19 protein-coding genes are annotated in these 18,267 nt (G+C 62.6%); 6 read left to right on the plus strand and 13 right to left on the minus strand.

Annotation, left to right across the window (positions count from 1 at the left end; genetic code table 11):
* Positions 1–588, minus strand: coding sequence for a LysE family translocator (locus HBO05_RS02490; RefSeq protein WP_172311541.1), 588 nt, complete (start codon positions 586–588; stop codon positions 1–3).
* A 105-nt stretch (positions 589–693) separates the two neighbouring features.
* Positions 694–1,290, minus strand: a complete 597-nt coding sequence (locus HBO05_RS02495) for an NUDIX domain-containing protein (RefSeq protein WP_169953230.1) — start codon at positions 1,288–1,290, stop codon at positions 694–696.
* A gap of 186 nt (positions 1,291–1,476) precedes the next feature.
* Between HBO05_RS02495 and HBO05_RS02500 the strand changes: the two genes are divergently transcribed.
* Both HBO05_RS02500 and HBO05_RS02505 read left to right on the plus strand, forming a co-directional pair.
* Positions 1,477–2,646, plus strand: a complete 1,170-nt coding sequence (locus HBO05_RS02500) for a GGDEF domain-containing protein (protein WP_172311543.1) — start codon at positions 1,477–1,479, stop codon at positions 2,644–2,646.
* A gap of 74 nt (positions 2,647–2,720) precedes the next feature.
* Positions 2,721–3,605 (plus strand): alpha/beta fold hydrolase, encoded by an 885-nt coding sequence (locus tag HBO05_RS02505; protein WP_169953225.1) that lies wholly within the window; start codon positions 2,721–2,723, stop codon positions 3,603–3,605.
* Positions 3,606–3,848: 243 nt separating this feature from the next.
* Here HBO05_RS02505 and HBO05_RS02510 read toward each other — a convergent pair whose 3' ends face one another.
* The gene (locus HBO05_RS02510; RefSeq protein WP_172311545.1) at positions 3,849–4,058 is read right to left on the minus strand and encodes a DUF3079 domain-containing protein; all 210 of its coding nucleotides are present in this window, start codon (positions 4,056–4,058) and stop codon (positions 3,849–3,851) included.
* A 176-nt stretch (positions 4,059–4,234) separates the two neighbouring features.
* On the opposite strand from HBO05_RS02510, the gene HBO05_RS02515 reads away from it, so the two are divergent.
* From HBO05_RS02515 to HBO05_RS02530, 4 genes are read left to right on the plus strand one after another with little or no spacing between them, the layout of a single operon-like run.
* Positions 4,235–4,765, plus strand: coding sequence for an iron transporter (locus tag HBO05_RS02515; RefSeq protein ID WP_169953220.1), 531 nt, complete (start codon positions 4,235–4,237; stop codon positions 4,763–4,765).
* Positions 4,766–5,089, plus strand: a complete 324-nt coding sequence (locus tag HBO05_RS02520; protein WP_169953218.1) for a cupredoxin domain-containing protein — start codon at positions 4,766–4,768, stop codon at positions 5,087–5,089.
* Positions 5,090–5,106: 17 nt separating this feature from the next.
* Positions 5,107–5,949 (plus strand): FTR1 family protein, encoded by an 843-nt coding sequence (locus HBO05_RS02525; protein WP_169953216.1) that lies wholly within the window; start codon positions 5,107–5,109, stop codon positions 5,947–5,949.
* A 32-nt stretch (positions 5,950–5,981) separates the two neighbouring features.
* Positions 5,982–7,307, plus strand: coding sequence for a 4Fe-4S binding protein (locus HBO05_RS02530; RefSeq protein WP_172311859.1), 1,326 nt, complete (start codon positions 5,982–5,984; stop codon positions 7,305–7,307).
* 195 nt (positions 7,308–7,502) lie between these two features.
* Here the strand turns inward: HBO05_RS02530 and HBO05_RS02535 are convergent, their stop codons facing one another.
* The 10 genes from HBO05_RS02535 to narH form a co-directional block, all read right to left on the minus strand.
* Positions 7,503–9,122 carry a methyl-accepting chemotaxis protein gene (locus tag HBO05_RS02535; RefSeq protein WP_170041296.1) on the minus strand — a complete coding sequence of 540 codons (1,620 nt, stop codon included), beginning with the start codon at positions 9,120–9,122 and terminating at the stop codon, positions 7,503–7,505.
* 99 nt (positions 9,123–9,221) lie between these two features.
* Positions 9,222–9,917, minus strand: a complete 696-nt coding sequence (locus HBO05_RS02540) for an anaerobic ribonucleoside-triphosphate reductase activating protein (protein WP_262380983.1) — start codon at positions 9,915–9,917, stop codon at positions 9,222–9,224.
* A complete protein-coding gene (nrdD, locus tag HBO05_RS02545; protein WP_029291331.1) occupies positions 9,914–10,069 on the minus strand; it encodes an anaerobic ribonucleoside-triphosphate reductase in 156 nt (51 codons plus the stop codon). The genes HBO05_RS02540 and nrdD overlap by 4 nt, the downstream gene beginning before the upstream one ends.
* A gap of 46 nt (positions 10,070–10,115) precedes the next feature.
* Positions 10,116–12,116: a ribonucleoside triphosphate reductase gene (locus HBO05_RS02550; RefSeq protein WP_170041295.1), complete on the minus strand. Its 2,001-nt coding sequence runs from the start codon at positions 12,114–12,116 to the stop codon at positions 10,116–10,118.
* Positions 12,117–12,212: 96 nt separating this feature from the next.
* Positions 12,213–13,265: a PDDEXK nuclease domain-containing protein gene (locus tag HBO05_RS02555; RefSeq protein WP_172311547.1), complete on the minus strand. Its 1,053-nt coding sequence runs from the start codon at positions 13,263–13,265 to the stop codon at positions 12,213–12,215.
* A 120-nt stretch (positions 13,266–13,385) separates the two neighbouring features.
* Positions 13,386–14,372, minus strand: coding sequence for a GTP 3',8-cyclase MoaA (gene moaA, locus HBO05_RS02560; protein ID WP_172311549.1), 987 nt, complete (start codon positions 14,370–14,372; stop codon positions 13,386–13,388).
* 1 nt (position 14,373) lies between these two features.
* Complete coding sequence (locus HBO05_RS02565; protein ID WP_170057239.1) at positions 14,374–15,288, minus strand: peptidylprolyl isomerase; 915 nt, start codon at positions 15,286–15,288, stop codon at positions 14,374–14,376.
* A 10-nt stretch (positions 15,289–15,298) separates the two neighbouring features.
* Complete coding sequence (gene narI / locus HBO05_RS02570; RefSeq protein WP_169953205.1) at positions 15,299–15,976, minus strand: respiratory nitrate reductase subunit gamma; 678 nt, start codon at positions 15,974–15,976, stop codon at positions 15,299–15,301.
* Positions 15,969–16,724, minus strand: a complete 756-nt coding sequence (gene narJ / locus HBO05_RS02575) for a nitrate reductase molybdenum cofactor assembly chaperone (RefSeq protein ID WP_170041292.1) — start codon at positions 16,722–16,724, stop codon at positions 15,969–15,971. The genes narI and narJ overlap by 8 nt, the downstream gene beginning before the upstream one ends.
* A 3-nt stretch (positions 16,725–16,727) precedes the next feature.
* On the minus strand, positions 16,728–18,266 hold the full coding sequence (gene narH / locus HBO05_RS02580; RefSeq protein WP_029291316.1) for a nitrate reductase subunit beta: 1,539 nt from the start codon (positions 18,264–18,266) through the stop codon (positions 16,728–16,730).
* Between the last annotated feature and the right edge of the window lies 1 nt (position 18,267).

An 18,267-nucleotide genomic window follows, 5' to 3' on the forward strand; every position in this document is an offset into this window, starting at 1 on the left:
TCAGCCCAGCAACAGGTACGCCACACTGAGCACCAGCAACAGTGCCATGGTCCGGTTGAACAGGCGCATGCCCTGGGCATTGCTCAGGTAACGACGCAAGAACGTGCCCACATACGACCAGCACGCCACCGACAGGTAGCAAATCACCAGGTACACCGCCGCCAGTTGCCAGACCCGCGTGGCCTCACCATCGGCCGCAAACAGCCCCATGCCCGCCACGCACGCCAGCCAGGCCTTGGGGTTGAGCCATTGCATGACCGCGCCGTACAGCATCGACGGCGCAACGGCGGCCTCTTGGGCATCCAGCCGGCCGTCATCGATCGCCAGCTTGTAGGCCATGTACAGCAGGAATACCACCCCACCCCACTGAATGCCCTGGGTCAAGACCGGCCAGCGCATTAGCAATTCGTGCAGGCCCAGGCCGATCAACACCAATAACACCGTGAACCCCAGCGCCGCGCCGGCCACGTGCTTCTGGCTGGCGACAAAACCAAAGCGCGCACCCGAGCCAAGGGCGACGATATTGACAGGGCCGGGGGTGATAGAGGTCGCCAGGGCGAAGGCGGCCATGGACATGAGCACACTCATTGCACTTCCTTTTTGTAATGACAGGGGGACGAGGCCTGTACGCTACGTTCCTGTAGCCAGTGCGTATTGAAGAAAATGCCCCTGCAGGAGCCGGAAAGCCGGCGTCTACGCAAGCGTCAGGGTCGCCTTGAGCAGCCGCAGCTCCAGGTATTGCAGGAGCATGATGGTCTTGCCATCGACAATCTCTCCGCGCGTTACCATGGCGATGGCCTCGTCAAACCCCAGCTCCAGCACGTCGATATCCTCGCCTTCCTCTTCAAGCCCGCCGCCCTCGCCCACACGGTCGCCGGGTTGGTACTCACCGATAAAGAAATGAATGCGCTCGGTCACCGAACCCGGGCTCATGAATGCCGAGTAGATTTTCTCGACATGGCCGATGCGGTAGCCGGTCTCTTCCTCGGCTTCCAGGCGGATACGCTCCTCAGGGCTGGCGTTGTCCAGCAGGCCCGCGGCGGTTTCGATCAGGTAGCCGTCGTGGCCATTGACGAAGGTCGGCATGCGGAACTGGCGAATCAGCAACACCGTGCGCTGCAAGGTGTTGTACAAGAGGATGGTCGCACCATTGCCACGGTCGTACACCTCGCGGGTCTGGGCTTGCCAGCTGCCATCGCGGCGGCGCAGGTCGAAGCTGTACTTTTTCAGCAGGTACCAGTTGTCCGAGAGCAGCTCTTCGCCGGTGATGCGTACGGGGCTGTTGTCCATGGGAAGTCCTTTTGGTCGCAGGGGGGGCGCAGCATGTCGGGGACGTGCGCTCAGCGTCAAGCTGTCCTTAGGCCAGCATTGATCCGCGTTATCCGGCTACAATTGCGCCCTTTCTGCACCGGATGACCGCTTTGGCGTGTGTCTGCCGGGGGTTATCTCGACAGTGCATCTTGCGGGGTCAAGGACATGATGCTGCACATACCGACGCTCTTGATGGTCGCGGTCTTCGTTTTTTGCCTGATGGGCCTGCTCACTGTCCACGCCTGGCACCGTGTGCGCGAGCCCACCCTGGGCTATTTGGGGGTGATGCTGTTGCTGGCGTCCCTCGGCACCGCCTTGATCGTGGTGCGCGGCGTGGGCGTGGATTTTGTCGCGCTGGTCCTGGGCAATGTGGTGCTGTTGCTCAGCGCCGCCATGAACTGGACCGCCATGCGCCTGTTCGTCCATGGCAAGCCGCACCTGCCGGGCATCCTCGCAGGCCCGGCGCTGTGGCTGGTGATGTGCCTGGTGCCACCGTTTTATGGCTCGATGTCCAGCCGGGTGACCCTGTACTCCCTGGTAGCCGCCAGCTATGGCGTGCTGTCGGCGCTGGAGTTGTGGCGTCATCGCCGACACCTGGAAGTGGCCTATCTGCCGGCGGTGGGGCTGATGCTGTTTCACACGACGTTTTACTGCGTGCGCGCAGTGATCGACCCCGGCATGCCGATCAAGAATGAAAACACGCTGGTGGGCGAAGGCGTGCCGTTCTTCTCGTTCATGTTGTTCGAATCGATGCTGTATGCGATCGGCATCGCCTACGTCACCCTGGCGATGGTCAAGGAGCGCGCCGAGCTCAACTTCAAGGCCGCCGCCTTCACCGACGTACTGACCGGTATCGACAATCGCCGGGCCTTCATGCTGCATGGCGAAAAACTTCTGGCCGACAGCCAGCAACACGGCAAGCCGGTGACTTTGCTGTTATGCGACCTCGACTATTTCAAGCGCCTCAACGACAGTTTCGGGCACCCCATGGGCGACCAGGCGTTGATTGCCTTCAGCCAACTGACCTCGTCGATCCTGCGCAAGCACGATCTGTTCGCGCGCATCGGCGGCGAAGAGTTTGCCTGCCTGCTGGCCGATACCGATGAGCAAGGCGCCGTGCAGGTCGCCGAACGCATTCGCCAGCGGTTTGCCGAACTGGACCTGCTGGCGCCGGGGTTCCTCAGTGTGAGTATCGGGGTGGTGGCCACCACTGCGGGCTGCCACGATCTGTCGCGGCTGTTGTCCCAGGCAGACCAGGCGCTGTACCGCGCCAAGGACCAGGGACGCAACCGCGTGCAGACCGCCTGCAACACTTTGCAAGCAATCGCTCCCTGACGGCTGTCTGAATAATCCCTTCACTGGCAAGGCATCTGGTAAAAATCCTGCTTTGCGCCTGTCCTGGAACCGCCATGTCCTCACGTTTTCTCTCACGCCTGCGTCTGCGCTGGCTGCCCCTGCTGTGCATGGCACTGCTGATCCTGGGCCTGCCGGTGGGGTGCAATGTGCTGCAACACAAGGAGCGGGAACTGGTGTTTCGTATCGAGCCCGGTACTGCCAGTTGGTATCGCGGCCTGCCCAGCGATGTGCAGGAGTTCGAACTCAAGCCGGCCAGCTTCAAGTCCGGGCAGAGCCTGCATGGCTGGTGGTGGCCGGCGGCGAAAAAAGACGCACCGGCGATCCTCTACCTGCACGGGGTGCGCTGGAACCTCACCGGCCAGTTGTTTCGCATCGAGCAACTGCACGCCCAGGGCTACTCCGTGCTGGCCATCGACTACCGGGGCTTTGGCCAGAGCCGGGGCGACCTGCCATCAGAAACCAGCGTTTACCAGGATGCACGGATTGCCTGGGAGCGCTTCCAGGTGCTGCAACCGGACCCGGGCAAGCGCCTGATCTACGGCCACTCCCTGGGCGGCGCCGTAGCCATCGACCTCGCGGCCGAACTGGGTCAGCAGGCCGCCGCGCAACAGCTGCCGCCACCGGTACGTGGGCTGGTGATCGAATCCACCTTTACCTCCCTGGCCGATGTTGCGGCGGCGGTGGCCAACACCTCGCTGCCGGTGCGCTGGTTGCTGTCGCAGAAGTTTGATTCCATCGACAAAATCGCCGATATCCACATGCCCTTGCTGGTGGTACACGGCCTCGATGACCGCTACGTACCGCCGCGTTTCAGCCAGCAATTATTTGATGCCGCCCAAGAGCCCAAGCATTTGCTGCTGGTGCCGGGAGCCAGCCACAACAACAGCCTGAGCCTGGGGGGGCGCAGCTATCGCCAGGCACTGCAGGGTTTGCTGTAAAAGTGCGAATCCGGCACCGATTTCAACGATGCGTGTCAAGCGCAAGCCGCGCGCCAAAAGGCTTGCAAACGATCCTGATCAAATATTGACCGCAGCTAGAATCGCCAGTGCTGCCGGGGCCACGCAAGGTTATCCACAGAGATACCCACGGTTTTCGTGGACAACTCTTTTTGCATTTAACCGTTTTTTATCCGCCACCACCTGCATACCCGGCAACGGCGCCGCACATTGCCTCCTTCGCGGTCAGTTGCCCTGCGCCACCTTATCCGTGGCAATCGGCAACTCAATGCCCCAGTCGCCATGCAGGTACCAGTCCTCACCGATCATCTCGGCCGGATGCATGGTGCGGTCGGCGCCGTTGCCGCAGGCCAGCGCAGTGGTCGCGCAATAACGGTCGCAGCCCCAGCAGATACGCTCGGGGTGTTTGGGGTTGAGCGGGAACGGCTTGGCCATGAGTAGGCTCCACAGCGGTGGGCGGTGATTTGATCCTACGGCCAGCGCCTGCCCACAGCCTTGACCAACGTCAAGAATGGTTGTGGCCACAGACCTGGAAACTTGACGGGAATCATTATTATTTACAGCAAAGCTTTCTAGACTCGGCTTCTCATTTGCTCTGTCAGGAAACACCCATGCGCATCCCCTTCACGCTGTCACTGGCCCTGCTGCTGTCGACTGGCGCGGCCGTCGCCAAGGAATACCCGATCGGCGAGCCACAAATGTGTCCCGGCCTGGAAGTCGGCGCGGTCTATCTGCAACCAATCGAAATGGCGCCACCGGGCATGATGCGCGCCACTGCCGATTCGGATGTGCACCTGGAGGCCGACATCCGCGCCACCGCCGACAACCAGCAGGGCTTCCAGGAAGGCAGTTTCGTACCCTACCTGAACGTAACGTTCCGCCTGCAGAAACAAGGCGGTGCCAGCCCGATCATCGGTGAATTCCACGCCATGGTGGCCAACGACGGGCCGCACTACGGCGACAACGTCAAACTGCTCGGCCCTGGCAAATACCAACTGACCTTCACGGTGATGCCGCCCAGCGGTCATGGCTCACTGGGGCGGCATACCGACAAGGAAACCGGCGTAGCCCCTTGGTTCGAGCGCTGCGAAGTGCATTACGAATTCGTCTATGCGGGGATCGGCAAGAAAGGCGGTTACTGAATGCGCAATCCCCTCGCCCTGTGCGCGCTGCTGGCCTGTGGCACGGCTCTGGCAGCGCCCTTGCCCACCTATGAATTAACCCTGCAAGACGGCCACTTCAACCCGGCGCAACTCAAGGTGGCGGCCGGCCAGCGCTTCAAGATCGTGCTGAAGAATATCGGCCAGGGCCCGGCCGAGTTCGAGAGCACGCCGCTGCGCGTGGAAAAAGTGCTGTCGCCGGGGGTGACCACCTTTGTCGTGATCCACCCGCTCAAGCCCGGCGCCTATCCGTTTTTCGACGAATTCAACTCACAGCTGCCCGAGGGCAGCATCCTCGCCGAATAACGGCCCGGGAGCATTAGATGAATCAATCGATGTTTATCGTCTGGCGAGAAAGCGTCGAGGCGTTGCTGGTGATCGGCATTCTCCAGGCCTGGATCAGCCAACAGCCCGAGGGCTCGCGCCTGGGGCGCTTCCTGTGGGCCGGCGTGGCGCTGGGCCTGCTGTGTTCCGCCGGGTTGGCCGGCTTGATGCTGTGGGCCGGCGAAGCCATGAGCGGCCCCAGCGGCGAATGGTTCCAGGCCGGCATGACCTTGCTGGCAAGCCTGTTGATGGTACAGATGGTGTTCTGGATGCACCGCCACGGGCCAAACCTGCGCCATACCCTGCTGCGCGACGCCGACCAGCGCGCGGCGCGCCAGGGCGGCCTGGGGTTGTTGTTGCTGGCGTTGTTGGCGGTCAGCCGCGAAGGCAGCGAAAGCGTGGTGTTCCTGTACGGTGCCGGTGCCCAGCTACACGGCCCGGCACTGGGCCTGTTCGCCGTTGGCGGCGTGCTCGGCCTGGTGTTGGCCGGGCTGACGGTGATGCTGCTGCGCAGCACGCGGCGGCTGATCTCCTGGTCGCGGTTTTTTGCTCTCAGCGAGGTGCTGTTGCTGCTGTTGGCGGCTGCCCTGCTGGTGGCCGCCGTGGAACGTATTGGCGGGCAGCTGTTGGCCATGGACATGCCCGATTGGGTCTACACCCTGGTGGGCGAAGCCTGGTGGGACAGCACTGCCCTGCTCAGTGACAGCCACGGCCTGGGCGCAGTGCTCGCCGGCTTTGCCGGGTACCGCGCGACGCCCAGCGCAGTCACCCTGCTGGTGCTGGCAGGTTATTGGCTGCTGGTCGGCCAAGGGCTGTATCGCGCCCGACGAGCGCCGTTGTGAACAGCCCCTGGCTGCAACGCCTGGGGGATGGCATGCGCCGCCATGGGCGGTTGATTCGCGGTGTGCAATGGGCGGTGGTGCTGTTCTACGCGGGACTGCTGGTCGTGCCCGCGTTGCTCGCGCTGCCCAGCAGCCAGGCGCGCCTGCTGGACAACCTGACCCTACTGGCACAGTTCCTGTTCTGGGGTGTGTGGTGGCCGTTCGTGGTGCTGTCCATCGTGCTGTTTGGCCGTGTGTGGTGCGGCGTGCTCTGCCCCGAAGGCTCCTTGAGCGAATGGGCCAGCCGCCATGGGCGCGGCCTGGGTATCCCCACCTGGATCCGCTGGGGCGGCTGGCCCACCGTGGGTTTCTGCCTGACCACCCTCTACGGCCAGTTGATCAGTGTGTACGACTACGCCCAGGCCGCCTTGCTGATCCTCGGCGGCTCAACGGTGGCCGCAGTGCTGGTGGGCCTGCTGTTTGTGCGCGGCAAACGGGTGTGGTGCCGCTACCTGTGCCCGGTCAGCGGTGTTTTCGCCCTGCTCGCGCGCCTGGCGCCGGTGCACTTCCAGGTCGACGAGCAACGCTGGAAAGCCAACGACGGCCCGCGCCTGCCCTTGCCCAACTGCGCGCCGCTGCTGGACATCCGCCGCCTGCAAGGCGCCAGCGATTGCCACGCGTGCGGGCGCTGTAGCGGGCAACGCGGCGCGGTGCAGTTGATTGCCCGTTCATGCAACAGCGAAATCCTCCAGGCCCCGCGCAAACCCGCGCAGCCCTGGGATACGCGCTTGTTGCTATTTGGAGTGATCGGCCTGGCGATGGGCGCCTTCCAGTGGACCGTCAGCCCTTGGTTCATCACGTTCAAACAGTTCGTCGCACAGTGGCTGGTGGAACACGATTGGCTATGGCCGTTGCAGGACAGCGCGCCCTGGTGGCTGTTGACCCATTACCCCCAAGCCAACGACAGCTTCAGTTGGCTGGACGGCTTTTGCATCGTCGCGTACCTGGGCGCCAGCAGCCTGCTGATCGGCGGCGCCTTAATGGGGCTGGTGCGCCTGGCCGCAAGAATCAGCGGTGATCGTGCACGGTATTGGGCCCTGGCGCTGACCTTGACGCCCCTTGGCGGTGCGGGGCTGTTCCTCGGGCTGTCGGCAACCACGGTGAAGTTGTTGCGTTATGAAGGGTTGTTATTGGAATGGGTGCAACCGGCGCGCGGCGCATTGCTGGCCGGGGCTGTCGCTTGGTGTGTGTGGCTGGCGTGGCAACAGCTGGCCGACACACCCTTGGCGCGACGCTGCGCGGCCTCGGCTTGCCTGCTACTGGCTAATGGGCTGGTAGCGTATGGCTGGTGGCTACAGTTCTGGGGCTGGAGCCTGTAGGACGCCGTTCAGTTAAGCGAACGCAATGCTCAAAGCAGCGAAGATCAAATGTGGGAACGGGCTTGTCGGATCGCCGCATCGCCGCGAAGACGTCGGCCCAGCAACCATTGATGTTGACTGACCCACTGCTTTCGCGAGCAAGCCCGCTCCCACAGGGGATCTGCGCTTAACTGAACGACATTAGATGGCCCCGCGCTAAACGCGGAACCTGGCGACCGTCAGGTGCAACTCGCTGGCCATCTGTGCCAATTCATGCCCCGCCGTATCGGTATGCCGGGCCCCCAGCAACACCTGCTCGGACAGGTTGCGAATGCCCACCAGATTGCGATCCACCTCCCGCGCCACCAATGCCTGCTCTTCAGTGGCGCTGGCGATCATCAGGTTGCGTTCGTTGATCTGCGAGATCGACTGGGTAATCGCTTCCAGGGCTTCGCCCGAACGCTGTGCCACGCCCAAGGTGGCCCGTACCAGGTCACTGCTGCCCTGCATCGCGGTCACGGCCTGTTCGGTGTCTTGGCGGATATTGCCGATCATCTGCTCGATCTCCTGGGTCGAGGCCTGGGTGCGATGGGCCAGGGCCCGCACCTCATCGGCCACTACCGCAAACCCGCGCCCGGCGTCCCCGGCCCGTGCCGCTTCGATGGCCGCGTTGAGCGCCAGCAGGTTGGTCTGGTCGGCAATGCTGCGGATTACTTCCAGCACGCCACTGATGTCCTGCACCCGCCCGGCCAGTTGCTGGATCCGCACCGAGGTGCCACTGACGCCGTCGGCCAGGGTGTTGATCGAGGCGACCGTTTCCTGCACCTGATCGCGCCCCAACTGGGCGGTCTGCGCCGACAAGCGCGAGGCTTCACTGGTGCTAACTGCATTGCGCGCCACTTCATCGACCGCCGCCGTCATCTCGTTGACCGCCGTGGCGGCCTGTTCGATCTCCATGCCTTGCAACTGCAAGCTGCTGCTGGTCTGGCTGCTGACCGCGCTCAACTCCTCGGAAGAGCTGGCCACACGATCCACTGACGCGGCGATCTGGCGCACCATTTCGTTGAGGTTGTGCTGCATCTGCTGCATGTTTTTCATCACGCTGCCGTCAGCGCTGCCCGCCGTTGGTACCGGGGTGGTCAGGTCGCCCTGGGCAATCTGGCTCAACACCCGCGCCGCCTCGTCGGGCTCACCGCCCAGGGGCCGGGTCACGCTGCGGGTGACAATCACCGCTGCCGCCACCACCAGGGCCACGCACAGCAGGAACAGCCCGAGCATGTTGCGCCGTGCCTCGCTGTACAGGGTCTGCGCCGCGTGTTCGCGCTCGGTAAAGATCTGCCCCTGCAGGGCCATCATCGCCTCCAGGCTCTTGAAGACGGCCTGCTCGGCAGGTTGTACGTTCTGCTTGAGCTGCGCCACACCCTCGGCATGGGCGCCCTGGCGGATCAGCGCCTGCACCTGGGTAAAGGCGCCGACATAAGCTTCGCGACGCTGTTTCAGATCGGCATAGGCCGCCTGGCCGGTCGGCGTGTTGAACAATGGCTCCAACTGGGTGAAGGCATCGGTGATGCGTTGCCGGGTGGTGGCAATGGCCTGTTGCGCGGCCTGGTTGTCCTGGTCGATCAGCAAGTCACGGGTGTTGCGGCCGTTGTCGCGCACACCGGTGGCAATCACCATGATCGGGGCGATTTTCGGCCAGTCCTGCTGCACGATCAGTTCCGATTGCTCCTTAAGGGTGCCCAGGTCGTGCAAGGCATAGAACGCCATGCCAGCCAGGGCCAAGGGTGCGATGGCAAAGCCGATCGCGATGCGGCGGGCGGTGGTTAATCGAGTCATGTCATAAGCTCCCTGATGAATACCTGCCCACGAGGGGCAGCATCTTTGATAATCCGGTGGGAGTTCAATCGCCACGCTTGAAAGGGCTCCGCGAAGGGATCAGCCCCGTAAAACAAATGCCGGGAACAATGCCCGCATTTTCTCCCATAGTTCAGGCAGCAAGGCCTGTGCCGAAACGCTCGGCAGTTGCTCATCGAGCATGCGCGCGGTGCGCACCAACTGTACGGCGAAGCGCTTGACTCCCCGTTCTTGCAAACGCTGGGCCAGCTGCAACAGGCGCTGCGGGTCGATCAGGTGCCAATGCACGGTGGTGCGGCATTCATAGTCCACGCCGCTGTGCAGCAGCAGGTCGAGGCTGCGCCAATTGGCGGCGCCGCTGCCCTTGACCTGGGTGATCAACTGGCAGTCCTCGGCCAGGGCCTTGACGTCGAAGCCAACCCAGTCGGCATGGGCCAGGGCATGGCCGAATGCACTGGGCTTGATCCCGGCACTGTGCAGGCCGATACGAAAACCCATCTCGCGCACTTCGTCCATGGCGGCCGGCAGGCCTTCCTGCAAGGTCGGTTCACCACCGCTGAACACCACGGCGTCCAGCAGGTCCTGGCGGCGTTGCAGAAACAGCAAAACCCGGCGCCAATCCACCTCATCGCTGCCGCGAGGGGGGATCAAGTCCGGGTTATGGCAATACCGACAGCGCCAGGCACAACCCTGGCAAAACAGCACGCAGGCGAGCATGCCGGGGTAGTCGAGGGTGGTCAGGGGCACCATGCCCCCGACCCGTAGCGCTCGACTCATTGGCGCCCGGCCGCAGCGGCACTTTCGGTAAAGTGCGCGCGCTCACGGTGCTCCGATTGTTTGCCGGGGTTAAAGGCCGAAACCGGTCGGTGGTAACCCATGACACGGGTCCAGACTTCACAGCGTTGGCGTTGTGGCTGGGTGGTTTGCATGGTGAATCTCCTTGGGGTTGGAATACGTTGGGCCCTTGGCCGGTTCCTACAGGGTTTTGTCGAGGGCTATAACCTCGTCGCACTTGGGGCAGAATTCATGTTCGCCCGCCAGGTAGCCGTGTACCGGGCAGATGGAGAACGTCGGCGTCACCGTCAGGTACGGCAGGCGGAAGCGCCCCAGGGCCTTGCGTACCAGTTGCTTGCAGGCCTGGGCCGAGGAAATCTGTTCGGCCATGTACAGGTGCAGCACGGTGCCGCCGGTGTATTTGCACTGCAGCTCGTCCTGCAGCTCCAGGGCTTCGAAGGGGTCTTCGGTGTAGCCCACCGGCAGTTGCGAAGAGTTGGTGTAATACGGCGCGTCGAGGCTGCCGGCCTGGAGGATCGCGGGGAAGCGCTTGAGGTCTTCCTTGGCAAACCGGTAGGTGGTGCCTTCGGCCGGCGTGGCTTCCAGGTTGTACAGGTGGCCGGTGTCTTCCTGGAAGCGCAGCAACGTGGCGCGCACATGGTCCAGCACCTGCAACGCAAACTCGCGGCCACGGGCGGTATGCGTGCCCTCCTCGTCCCCGGTGAAGTTGCGCAGCATCTCGTGCATGCCATTGAGGCCGATGGTGGAGAAGTGATTGCGCAAAGTGCCCAGGTAGCGCTTGGTGTAGGGATACAGACCGGCGTCCATGTGGTGCTGGATCACCTTGCGCTTGACCTCCAGGCTCTCCATCGCCAGTTCCATCAAGTGGTCCAGGCGCTGCAACAGGCCACTGGTGTCGCCCTTGAACAGGTAACCCAGGCGCGCGCAGTTGATCGTCACCACGCCCAATGAACCGGTCTGCTCCGCCGAGCCGAACAACCCGCCGCCACGCTTGAGCAACTCGCGCACGTCCAACTGCAAGCGGCAGCACATCGAGCGCACCTGGTTGGGCTGCATATCCGAGTTGAGGAAGTTCTGGAAGTACGGCAGGCCGTAGCGCGCGGTCATCTCGAACAGGCGGTCGGCGTTTTCACTGTCCCACGGGAAGTCATGGGTGATGTTGTAGGTGGGGATCGGGAAAGTGAACACCCGACCCTTGGCGTCACCCGCCTGCATCACTTCGATATAGGCGCGGTTGATCAGCTCCATTTCCGCTTGCAGGTCACCGTAGGCAAACGGCATTTCTTCGCCACCGATGATCGGGATCTGCTCGCGCAAATCCTCGGGGCAAACCCAGTCGAACGTCAGGTTGGTAAACGGCGTTTGCGTGCCCCAGCGCGACGGCACGTTGAGGTTGTAGATGAACTCCTGCACCGCCTGGCGGATCTCGGGGAACGTCAGTTGATCCTTGCGCACAAAGGGCGCCAGGTAGGTGTCGAACGAGCTGAACGCCTGGGCGCCGGCCCACTCGTTCTGCAGGGTGCCGAGGAAGTTGACCATCTGCCCCAGGGCACTGCCCAGGTGCTTGGGCGGCCCGGCTTCGACGCGGCCGGGCACGCCATTGAGGCCTTCGTGCAGCAGGGTGCGCAGGGACCAGCCGGCGCAGTAGCCAGCGAGCATGTCCAGGTCATGGATATGCAAGTCCGCCTCGCGATGGGCCTGGCCGATCTCCTGGCTGTAGACCTCGTCCAGCCAGTAATTGGCGGTGACCTTGCCCGACACATTAAGCACCAGCCCGCCCAGGGAGTAGCCCTGGTTGGCATTGGCCTGCACCCGCCAGTCTTCACGGTCGAGGTACTCGTTCATCGACGTAGCGACCTCCACCAGGGTCTTGCGATCCCGGCGCAGGCGCCCATGCTGCTCGCGGTAGACGATATAGGCGCGCATCGCCATAAAGTACCCGGCATCCATCAAGACCCGCTCGACACTGTCCTGGATCTGCTCCACATCCAGCCGGGTGATCCCACGCAACCGAGCGAGCACCGCGCCCAACAACAGGTCGACCTCGGCGTCCTGATACTCGCCGGTGGCGTTACCGGCGGCGATCATCGCCTGGCGGATTTTCTCGGCGTCAAAGGCGACCTGAGTGCCATCGCGCTTGTGTAGGCGGGTACTGACCAACGGGCTTGAGGTGATCTGCATTGGGGGCTCCAAACACTACATATAGATTTAATAGTTCGTATAAACACAATATGCAGTGATGGTACGCAGTGAACGGGGACTTGCAATTGATCGGGGTCAAGTTTGCGAAGACGTATCGTCACAGGCCAGTTCACGTTCAATCTGTTCAATGCTGGGCAAGCTGATTTGGAGTTCTGCCGGGAGGGAGTCGACCAACTGGTACTCCGCCACCCCGATGGGTCGAGCGCTGTCACGCAAGGCATATTCAGCCACTATTTTGTTTTTGCTTTTGCACAGCAGCAGGCCAATGGTGGGGCTGTCTTGTGGGTGCTTGAGTTGGGCATCCACGGCCGCGAGGTAAAAACCCAACTGCCCCAGATGCTCTGGTTTGAACTTGCCGGCCTTGAGTTCGATAGCGACGTAACAGCGCAGTTTCAGGTGATAAAACAGCAGGTCAATAAAGAACTCCTCGCCGCCCACATCCAGCAGTACCTGCTTGCCGACAAAGGCAAAGCCTGCCCCCAACTCCAGTAGAAAGTCGGTGACATGCCTGATCAGTGCGCTTTCGATCTCGCGCTCCTGCGCGTCCAGGGTCAGTCCCAGAAAGTCGAAACGATAGGGATCTTTCAGCGACTCGCGGGCCAGGTCCGACTGGGGCTTGGGCAGCAGGGTTTCGAAGTTGCTGACAGCATTGCCATTACGCTCCAGCAAACGGGTCTCGATTTGCATCACCAGAATGTTGCGTGACCAGTTGTGTTCAATGGCTTGGGCGGCGTACCAGCGGCGGGTTTCGGGGCCTGGCAGTTTATCCAGCAGGACCAAATTATGACCCCACGGCAATTGTGCAGCAGCCTGTTGCACAAATTGAACATCAGGCCAAGCCTCGGCAAATGCACGCATGTACTTGAGGTTACGCGGCGAAAAACCTTTCATATCAGGAAAAGCCGAACGCAAATCCCGCGCCAGACGCTCAATGACTTTGGCTCCCCACCCCTGCTGCGCCTGTCGGGTCAATATGTCCTGGCCAATCTGCCAGTACAGCAGCACCAGCTCACGGTTTACCGCCAGGGATGCACGCAGTTGGGCAGAGTGGATGCGGTTTTTCAGTTCTTTCAACCAGTCGCCATATCCCTCAGGTGGTGTGGTGAGGCCATCATCTGATCGATTCATTCCGGGTTCCTTGTCGATATTGCACGTTGTAGAAACCGGCAATGGTAACGACCGAAAAAAGCCACGCGGGCCAGCACAATGCCCTTGATACAAAACAATGGGAACTACTGTTGGCCAGCCTCACCCCCCACTCATATTCATAAACCGCACCACCTGCACCTCGCCCTGCCCGGTGAAATCATGGCGCAATGGCTTGCCCCGCAACGCCTTGTGCAGTGCCTCCACCAGCGGCCGGTCGTCCAGCGGGTAGCGGCGCAACAACGCACGAAAATCCACCGCATTGTCCTGCCCCAGGCACAGCAGCAACTGCCCTTCCACTGTCATCCGCACCCGGTTGCAGCTGGCACAGAAGTTATGGGAGTTGGGCGAGATAAAGCCTATGCGCGTGCGCGGATGCCGGGCCAGGCGTACGTAGCGCGCCGGGCCGCCGCTGTTTTCGGTGCTGTCGAGTAAGCCATGATGCTCGGCGATCACCGCCCGCACCTGCTCGCTGGAGCAAAAGGATTCGCCCCGCGAGCGCCCCACATCCCCCAGCGGCATCTCTTCGATAAAGCTGATATCGATGCCCTGGTCGATGGCGTACTGCACCAGCGCCGGGACTTCATTGAAGTTGCGTCCCTTCATCACCACGCAGTTGAGCTTGACCCGCTCGAACCCGGCATCCTGCGCCGCCTCGATGCCGTCCAGTACCTGGCGCAGGTCACCGTTGCGGGTGATCGCGCGAAAGCGTTCGGGATCGAGGCTGTCGAGGCTGATGTTCATGCGCTTGACTCCGGCCTCCACCAGCGGCCGCGCCAGGCGGCCCAGTTGCGAGCCGTTGCTGGTCATCACCAGTTCGCGCAGGCCGGGCAACGCAGCGATATGGCGGCACAGCTCGACAATGCCCGGACGGATCAGCGGTTCGCCCCCCGTCAGGCGGATCTTGCGCACACCCTGGCTGACGAACACCGTCGCCAGCCGTTGCAGTTCCTCCAGGGTCAGCACCTGCTGGCGTGGCAGGAAGGTCATGTTCTTCGCCATGCAATACACACAGCGAAAATCACAACGATCGGTCACCGACAGCCGCAGGTAGTCAATGGAACGGCCCACACCATCCACCAGGCTCATGTCACTGCACCAACGGCGAGTCGGCGCCCTGCAACGCGATGCCACGCACATCGGCCGCGCCAATCAGGGTTTGCAGGTATTGCACCAGAGCCTTCTGCCACACCCCTTGCTGCAACTGGGTGCGGATCGCCGTGGCCACCGCCTCGTACGGCAGCGGCTGGCCTTCGATGCGCTGATCGACGCAGATCACATGCCAGCCGTAGCGACTTTCCAGAGGCTTACTGGCCAACCCCGGTGCCAGGGTGAACAACTGACGCTCCAACTCCGGCACGGTCTGGCCCTTGCTGACTTGCCCGAGCGAGCCGCCCTGGGCCTTGGACGGGCACGCCGAATACTTCAGCGCCAGTTCGCCAAAGGCACCGGGCGACTCTTCCAGGCTCAGCAACAGCACCTCGGCCTGGGCATGGGCCTGATGGCGCGCCTCGGCATCGTCCGGCGCACACTCCAGCAAAATATGCCGCACGGCCAGCAACGGCGCGCTGTGAAAGCGCCCGCGATTGCTCTCGAAGTAGCGCACACAGGTGGCCTCATCGCAGTCCGGCACCGTCACTTCGCGCTCCAGCAACAGGCGGGTCGCCGCCTCTTCCTCGTTCTCGCCGGCGCCGACTTCCAGTTGCACACCCAGCTCGCGGATCCGCTGCTGCAACAGCTCACGAATCACCAGCGCGCGGGCGGCGAGAAACACCGCCTCCTCGCGGCTTTCGGCCGGGTGATATTGCAACTCCTGGGCCATGTTTTCCGGGGTGATCAGCACCCCGTTGACGCTGACAATCGGCCATTCCTGCTCGCTGCTGGCGATCAGTTGCGGCTCAACCGCCACCTCGACCTCGGGCACCACCACGTCCACAGCCTTGGCCGAAGAACTGCAACCGCCACCGCCAGCACCGCCGCCACCACATCCGCATCCTGTAGTCATGACGTTCTCCTCACTTCTGCCGCACGATTTGATAACGACGACCCAGGTACCAGATCGGCGCGCTGACCATATGCACCAGCCGGGTAAACGGGAACAACACAAACAGGGTCAGGCCCAGCGCCACGTGCAACTTGTAGATCAGGCTGACCGGGGCAATCGAAGCTGCCGCTTCCACCGGCCGCAGCAACACCACGTTCTGCGCCCAGTCCGCGAGCATCACCATCACCGAGCCGTCCATATGCCCGGTCGAGGCGACGATGGTCAGCAAGCCCAGCACCAGCTGCGCCAGCAACACCAGCAGGATCAAGATGTCCGACGGGCTCGACGTAGCCCGAACCCGTGGGTCGGTGAGGCGGCGCTTGACCAGCATCAGCAGGCCCACCAGGCACAGCAGGCCGAAGAAGCCCCCGGAGACCATCGCCAGCAGTTGCTTGTGCTCGGTGCTGATCACATGGTGATAGATCGACGCCGGGGTCAGCAGGCCGACAAAATGCCCGGCCAGCACGAACAGCACGCCGATATGGAAGAAGTTACTCGCCACGCGCATCCCACGGTTATTGAGCATCTGGCTGGAGCCGGCCTTCCAGGTGTACTGGGACAGGTCAAACCGCGCCCAACTGCCCAACAGGCAAATGGCCAGGGCGACATACGGATACACGCCAAATACCAGCAAATTCCACTTAGACATTACCCACCTCCTTGGCTGGCACGGCGGCCAGCCCCTCGTGCTGAAAATCCACCCAGTGCAAGGGCACCGCACTTTCTTCGCGGGCCTTGCCCGGTGCGCTGGGCATTGCGCTGCAACGGTCCTGCTGCTCGGCCTGCATAAAGTCCACGGCCTCCTCTTCCCAGACCTTGTCCAGGGCTTCGAGGGAGTCGTCGCGTACTTCGGCGGCAACCTGGGCACGCAACTCGGCAATCGCCTGGTGCGGCTCGGCGCCGCTGATCTGCAACAGCGCACGGAAACAACTGGCGTAAGCGCTTTCACGCTCATCCAGGCGCGCCGCCAGCAGGGCCAGCAGGTGCGCCACATCCGCCAGGCCCTCGCGGGCCTCGATGTCTTCGCGGGTGGACAAAAACTCCAGGTACAACGGGATGTAGTCCGGCAGCTCCTTGACGCCAATGGCAAACCCGGCTTCCTGGTACTGGGCCATCATGTCGACCATGGCCTGGCCACGGTCCCGCGACTCGCCATGCACGTGTTCGAACAACAGCAGCGACAGCGAGCGGCCCCGGCCGAACAGCGCGCCGTAGTGCTCCTGGCCGTCCATCAGGTCATTGCTGCAGATCAGCTCCAACAGCTCGAACAACGCGCCACGTTGCTTGGGGCTGATTTCCCGCGATTCGATAATCGCCTGCTCCAGTTCGTCGCGGCCGTTCACCAGGGTTTCGGTGGGATAGTCGAGCAGCAACGAGATCACTTTAAGAATGCGCATGGCTCAGTCCTCCCAGATCTGGACGGTTTTCAGCACGTCGCGGCGGTTGGCCTTCTTGGCGCCGAACATGTTGGTGTCGGAGCTGCCACTGCAGCCGCTGCCGAAGCTGAAACCACAGCCGGAACGCTCGGCAAACGCATCGCTCATCGCGTCTTCACGGTGCGCGCTGGGCACCACAAACCGGTCCTCGTAGTTGGCAATCGCCAGGTAGCGGTACATCTCTTCCACCTGGGCCACGCTCAGGTCCACGTCGGCCAGCACTTGCAGGTCCTCGACGCCGTCCACTTGCTGCGAGCGCTTGAAGGCGCGCATGGCCAGCAGGCGTTTCAGCGCACGCTTGACCGGCTTTTCGTCACCGGCAGTCAGCATATTGGCCAGGTAACGCAGGGGGATGCGCAGGCTGTCGACATCCGGGATCACCCCGTTCATGCCCACGGTGCCGGCGGCAGCTGCGTTCTGGATCGGCGAGAGTGGCGGCACGTACCAGACCATCGGCAAGGTGCGGTATTCCGGGTGCAGCGGCAGTGCGAGTTTCCAGTCCACGGCCATTTTGTACACCGGCGAACGCTGGGCCGAGTCGATCACCGACTGCGGTACACCATCGGCCAGGGCCTGGCGGATCACCGCCGGGTCATTCGGGTCGAGGAAGATTTCCAGCTGCTTCTCGTACAGGTCGTGCTCGTTGGCGGTGCTGGCGACTTCGCTGATGCGGTCGGCGTCATACAGCAGCACACCGAGGTAGCGGATGCGCCCGACGCAGGTTTCCGCGCAGACGGTAGGCATACCGGCTTCGATCCGGGGGTAGCAGAAGATGCACTTCTCGGATTTGCCGCTCTTCCAGTTGAAGTAGATTTTCTTGTACGGGCAGCCGCTGATGCACATGCGCCAGCCGCGGCATTTTTCCTGGTCGATCAGCACGATGCCGTCTTCTTCACGCTTGTAGATCGCGCCGCTGGGGCACGACGCCGCGCACGCAGGGTTCAGGCAGTGCTCGCACAGGCGCGGCAGGTACATCATGAAGGTGTTTTCGTACTCGCCATAAATGTCGGCCTGGATCTGGTCGAAGTTCTTGTCCTTGCGGCGCTTGGCGAACTCGGTGCCGAGGATTTCTTCCCAGTTGGGGCCCCACTCGATTTTTTCCATGCGCTTGCCGGACACCACCGAACGCGGGCGTGCGGTCGGTTGGTGCTCGCCCAAAGGCGCGGTGTGCAGGTGCTGGTAGTCGAAGTCGAACGGCTCGTAGTAGTCGTCCAGGCTCGGCAGGTCCGGGTTGGCGAAGATGTTCGCCAGCACGCGGAACTTGCCACCGATGCGCGGGTTGATCGAGCCGTTGGCGTTGCGGATCCAGCCGCCCTTCCACTTGTCCTGGTTTTCCCACTCCTTGGGGTAGCCAATGCCCGGCTTGGATTCAACGTTGTTGAACCACGCGTATTCCATGCCTTCGCGGCTGGTCCACACGTTTTTGCAGGTGATCGAGCAGGTGTGGCAGCCGATGCACTTGTCCAGGTTCAGGACCATGCCGATTTGTGAGCGGATCTTCATC

The organism is Pseudomonas sp. WS 5079, assembly GCF_012985465.1.
Lineage (GTDB): Bacteria > Pseudomonadota > Gammaproteobacteria > Pseudomonadales > Pseudomonadaceae > Aquipseudomonas.

Coding starts and splice junctions, on each gene's coding strand:
- HBO05_RS02490 (WP_172311541.1), bottom strand. CDS start 588: ATGAGTGTGCTCATGTCCATGGCCGCCTTCGCCCTGGCGACCTCTATC.
- HBO05_RS02495 (WP_169953230.1), bottom strand. CDS start 1,290: ATGGACAACAGCCCCGTACGCATCACCGGCGAAGAGCTGCTCTCGGAC.
- HBO05_RS02500 (WP_172311543.1), top strand. CDS start 1,477: ATGATGCTGCACATACCGACGCTCTTGATGGTCGCGGTCTTCGTTTTT.
- HBO05_RS02505 (WP_169953225.1), top strand. CDS start 2,721: ATGTCCTCACGTTTTCTCTCACGCCTGCGTCTGCGCTGGCTGCCCCTG.
- HBO05_RS02510 (WP_172311545.1), bottom strand. CDS start 4,058: ATGGCCAAGCCGTTCCCGCTCAACCCCAAACACCCCGAGCGTATCTGC.
- HBO05_RS02515 (WP_169953220.1), top strand. CDS start 4,235: ATGCGCATCCCCTTCACGCTGTCACTGGCCCTGCTGCTGTCGACTGGC.
- HBO05_RS02520 (WP_169953218.1), top strand. CDS start 4,766: ATGCGCAATCCCCTCGCCCTGTGCGCGCTGCTGGCCTGTGGCACGGCT.
- HBO05_RS02525 (WP_169953216.1), top strand. CDS start 5,107: ATGAATCAATCGATGTTTATCGTCTGGCGAGAAAGCGTCGAGGCGTTG.
- HBO05_RS02530 (WP_172311859.1), top strand. CDS start 5,982: ATGCGCCGCCATGGGCGGTTGATTCGCGGTGTGCAATGGGCGGTGGTG.
- HBO05_RS02535 (WP_170041296.1), bottom strand. CDS start 9,122: ATGACTCGATTAACCACCGCCCGCCGCATCGCGATCGGCTTTGCCATC.
- HBO05_RS02540 (WP_262380983.1), bottom strand. CDS start 9,917: ATGAGTCGAGCGCTACGGGTCGGGGGCATGGTGCCCCTGACCACCCTC.
- nrdD (WP_029291331.1), bottom strand. CDS start 10,069: ATGCAAACCACCCAGCCACAACGCCAACGCTGTGAAGTCTGGACCCGT.
- HBO05_RS02550 (WP_170041295.1), bottom strand. CDS start 12,116: ATGCAGATCACCTCAAGCCCGTTGGTCAGTACCCGCCTACACAAGCGC.
- HBO05_RS02555 (WP_172311547.1), bottom strand. CDS start 13,265: ATGAATCGATCAGATGATGGCCTCACCACACCACCTGAGGGATATGGC.
- moaA (WP_172311549.1), bottom strand. CDS start 14,372: ATGAGCCTGGTGGATGGTGTGGGCCGTTCCATTGACTACCTGCGGCTG.
- HBO05_RS02565 (WP_170057239.1), bottom strand. CDS start 15,288: ATGACTACAGGATGCGGATGTGGTGGCGGCGGTGCTGGCGGTGGCGGT.
- narI (WP_169953205.1), bottom strand. CDS start 15,976: ATGTCTAAGTGGAATTTGCTGGTATTTGGCGTGTATCCGTATGTCGCC.
- narJ (WP_170041292.1), bottom strand. CDS start 16,724: ATGCGCATTCTTAAAGTGATCTCGTTGCTGCTCGACTATCCCACCGAA.
- narH (WP_029291316.1), bottom strand. CDS start 18,266: ATGAAGATCCGCTCACAAATCGGCATGGTCCTGAACCTGGACAAGTGC.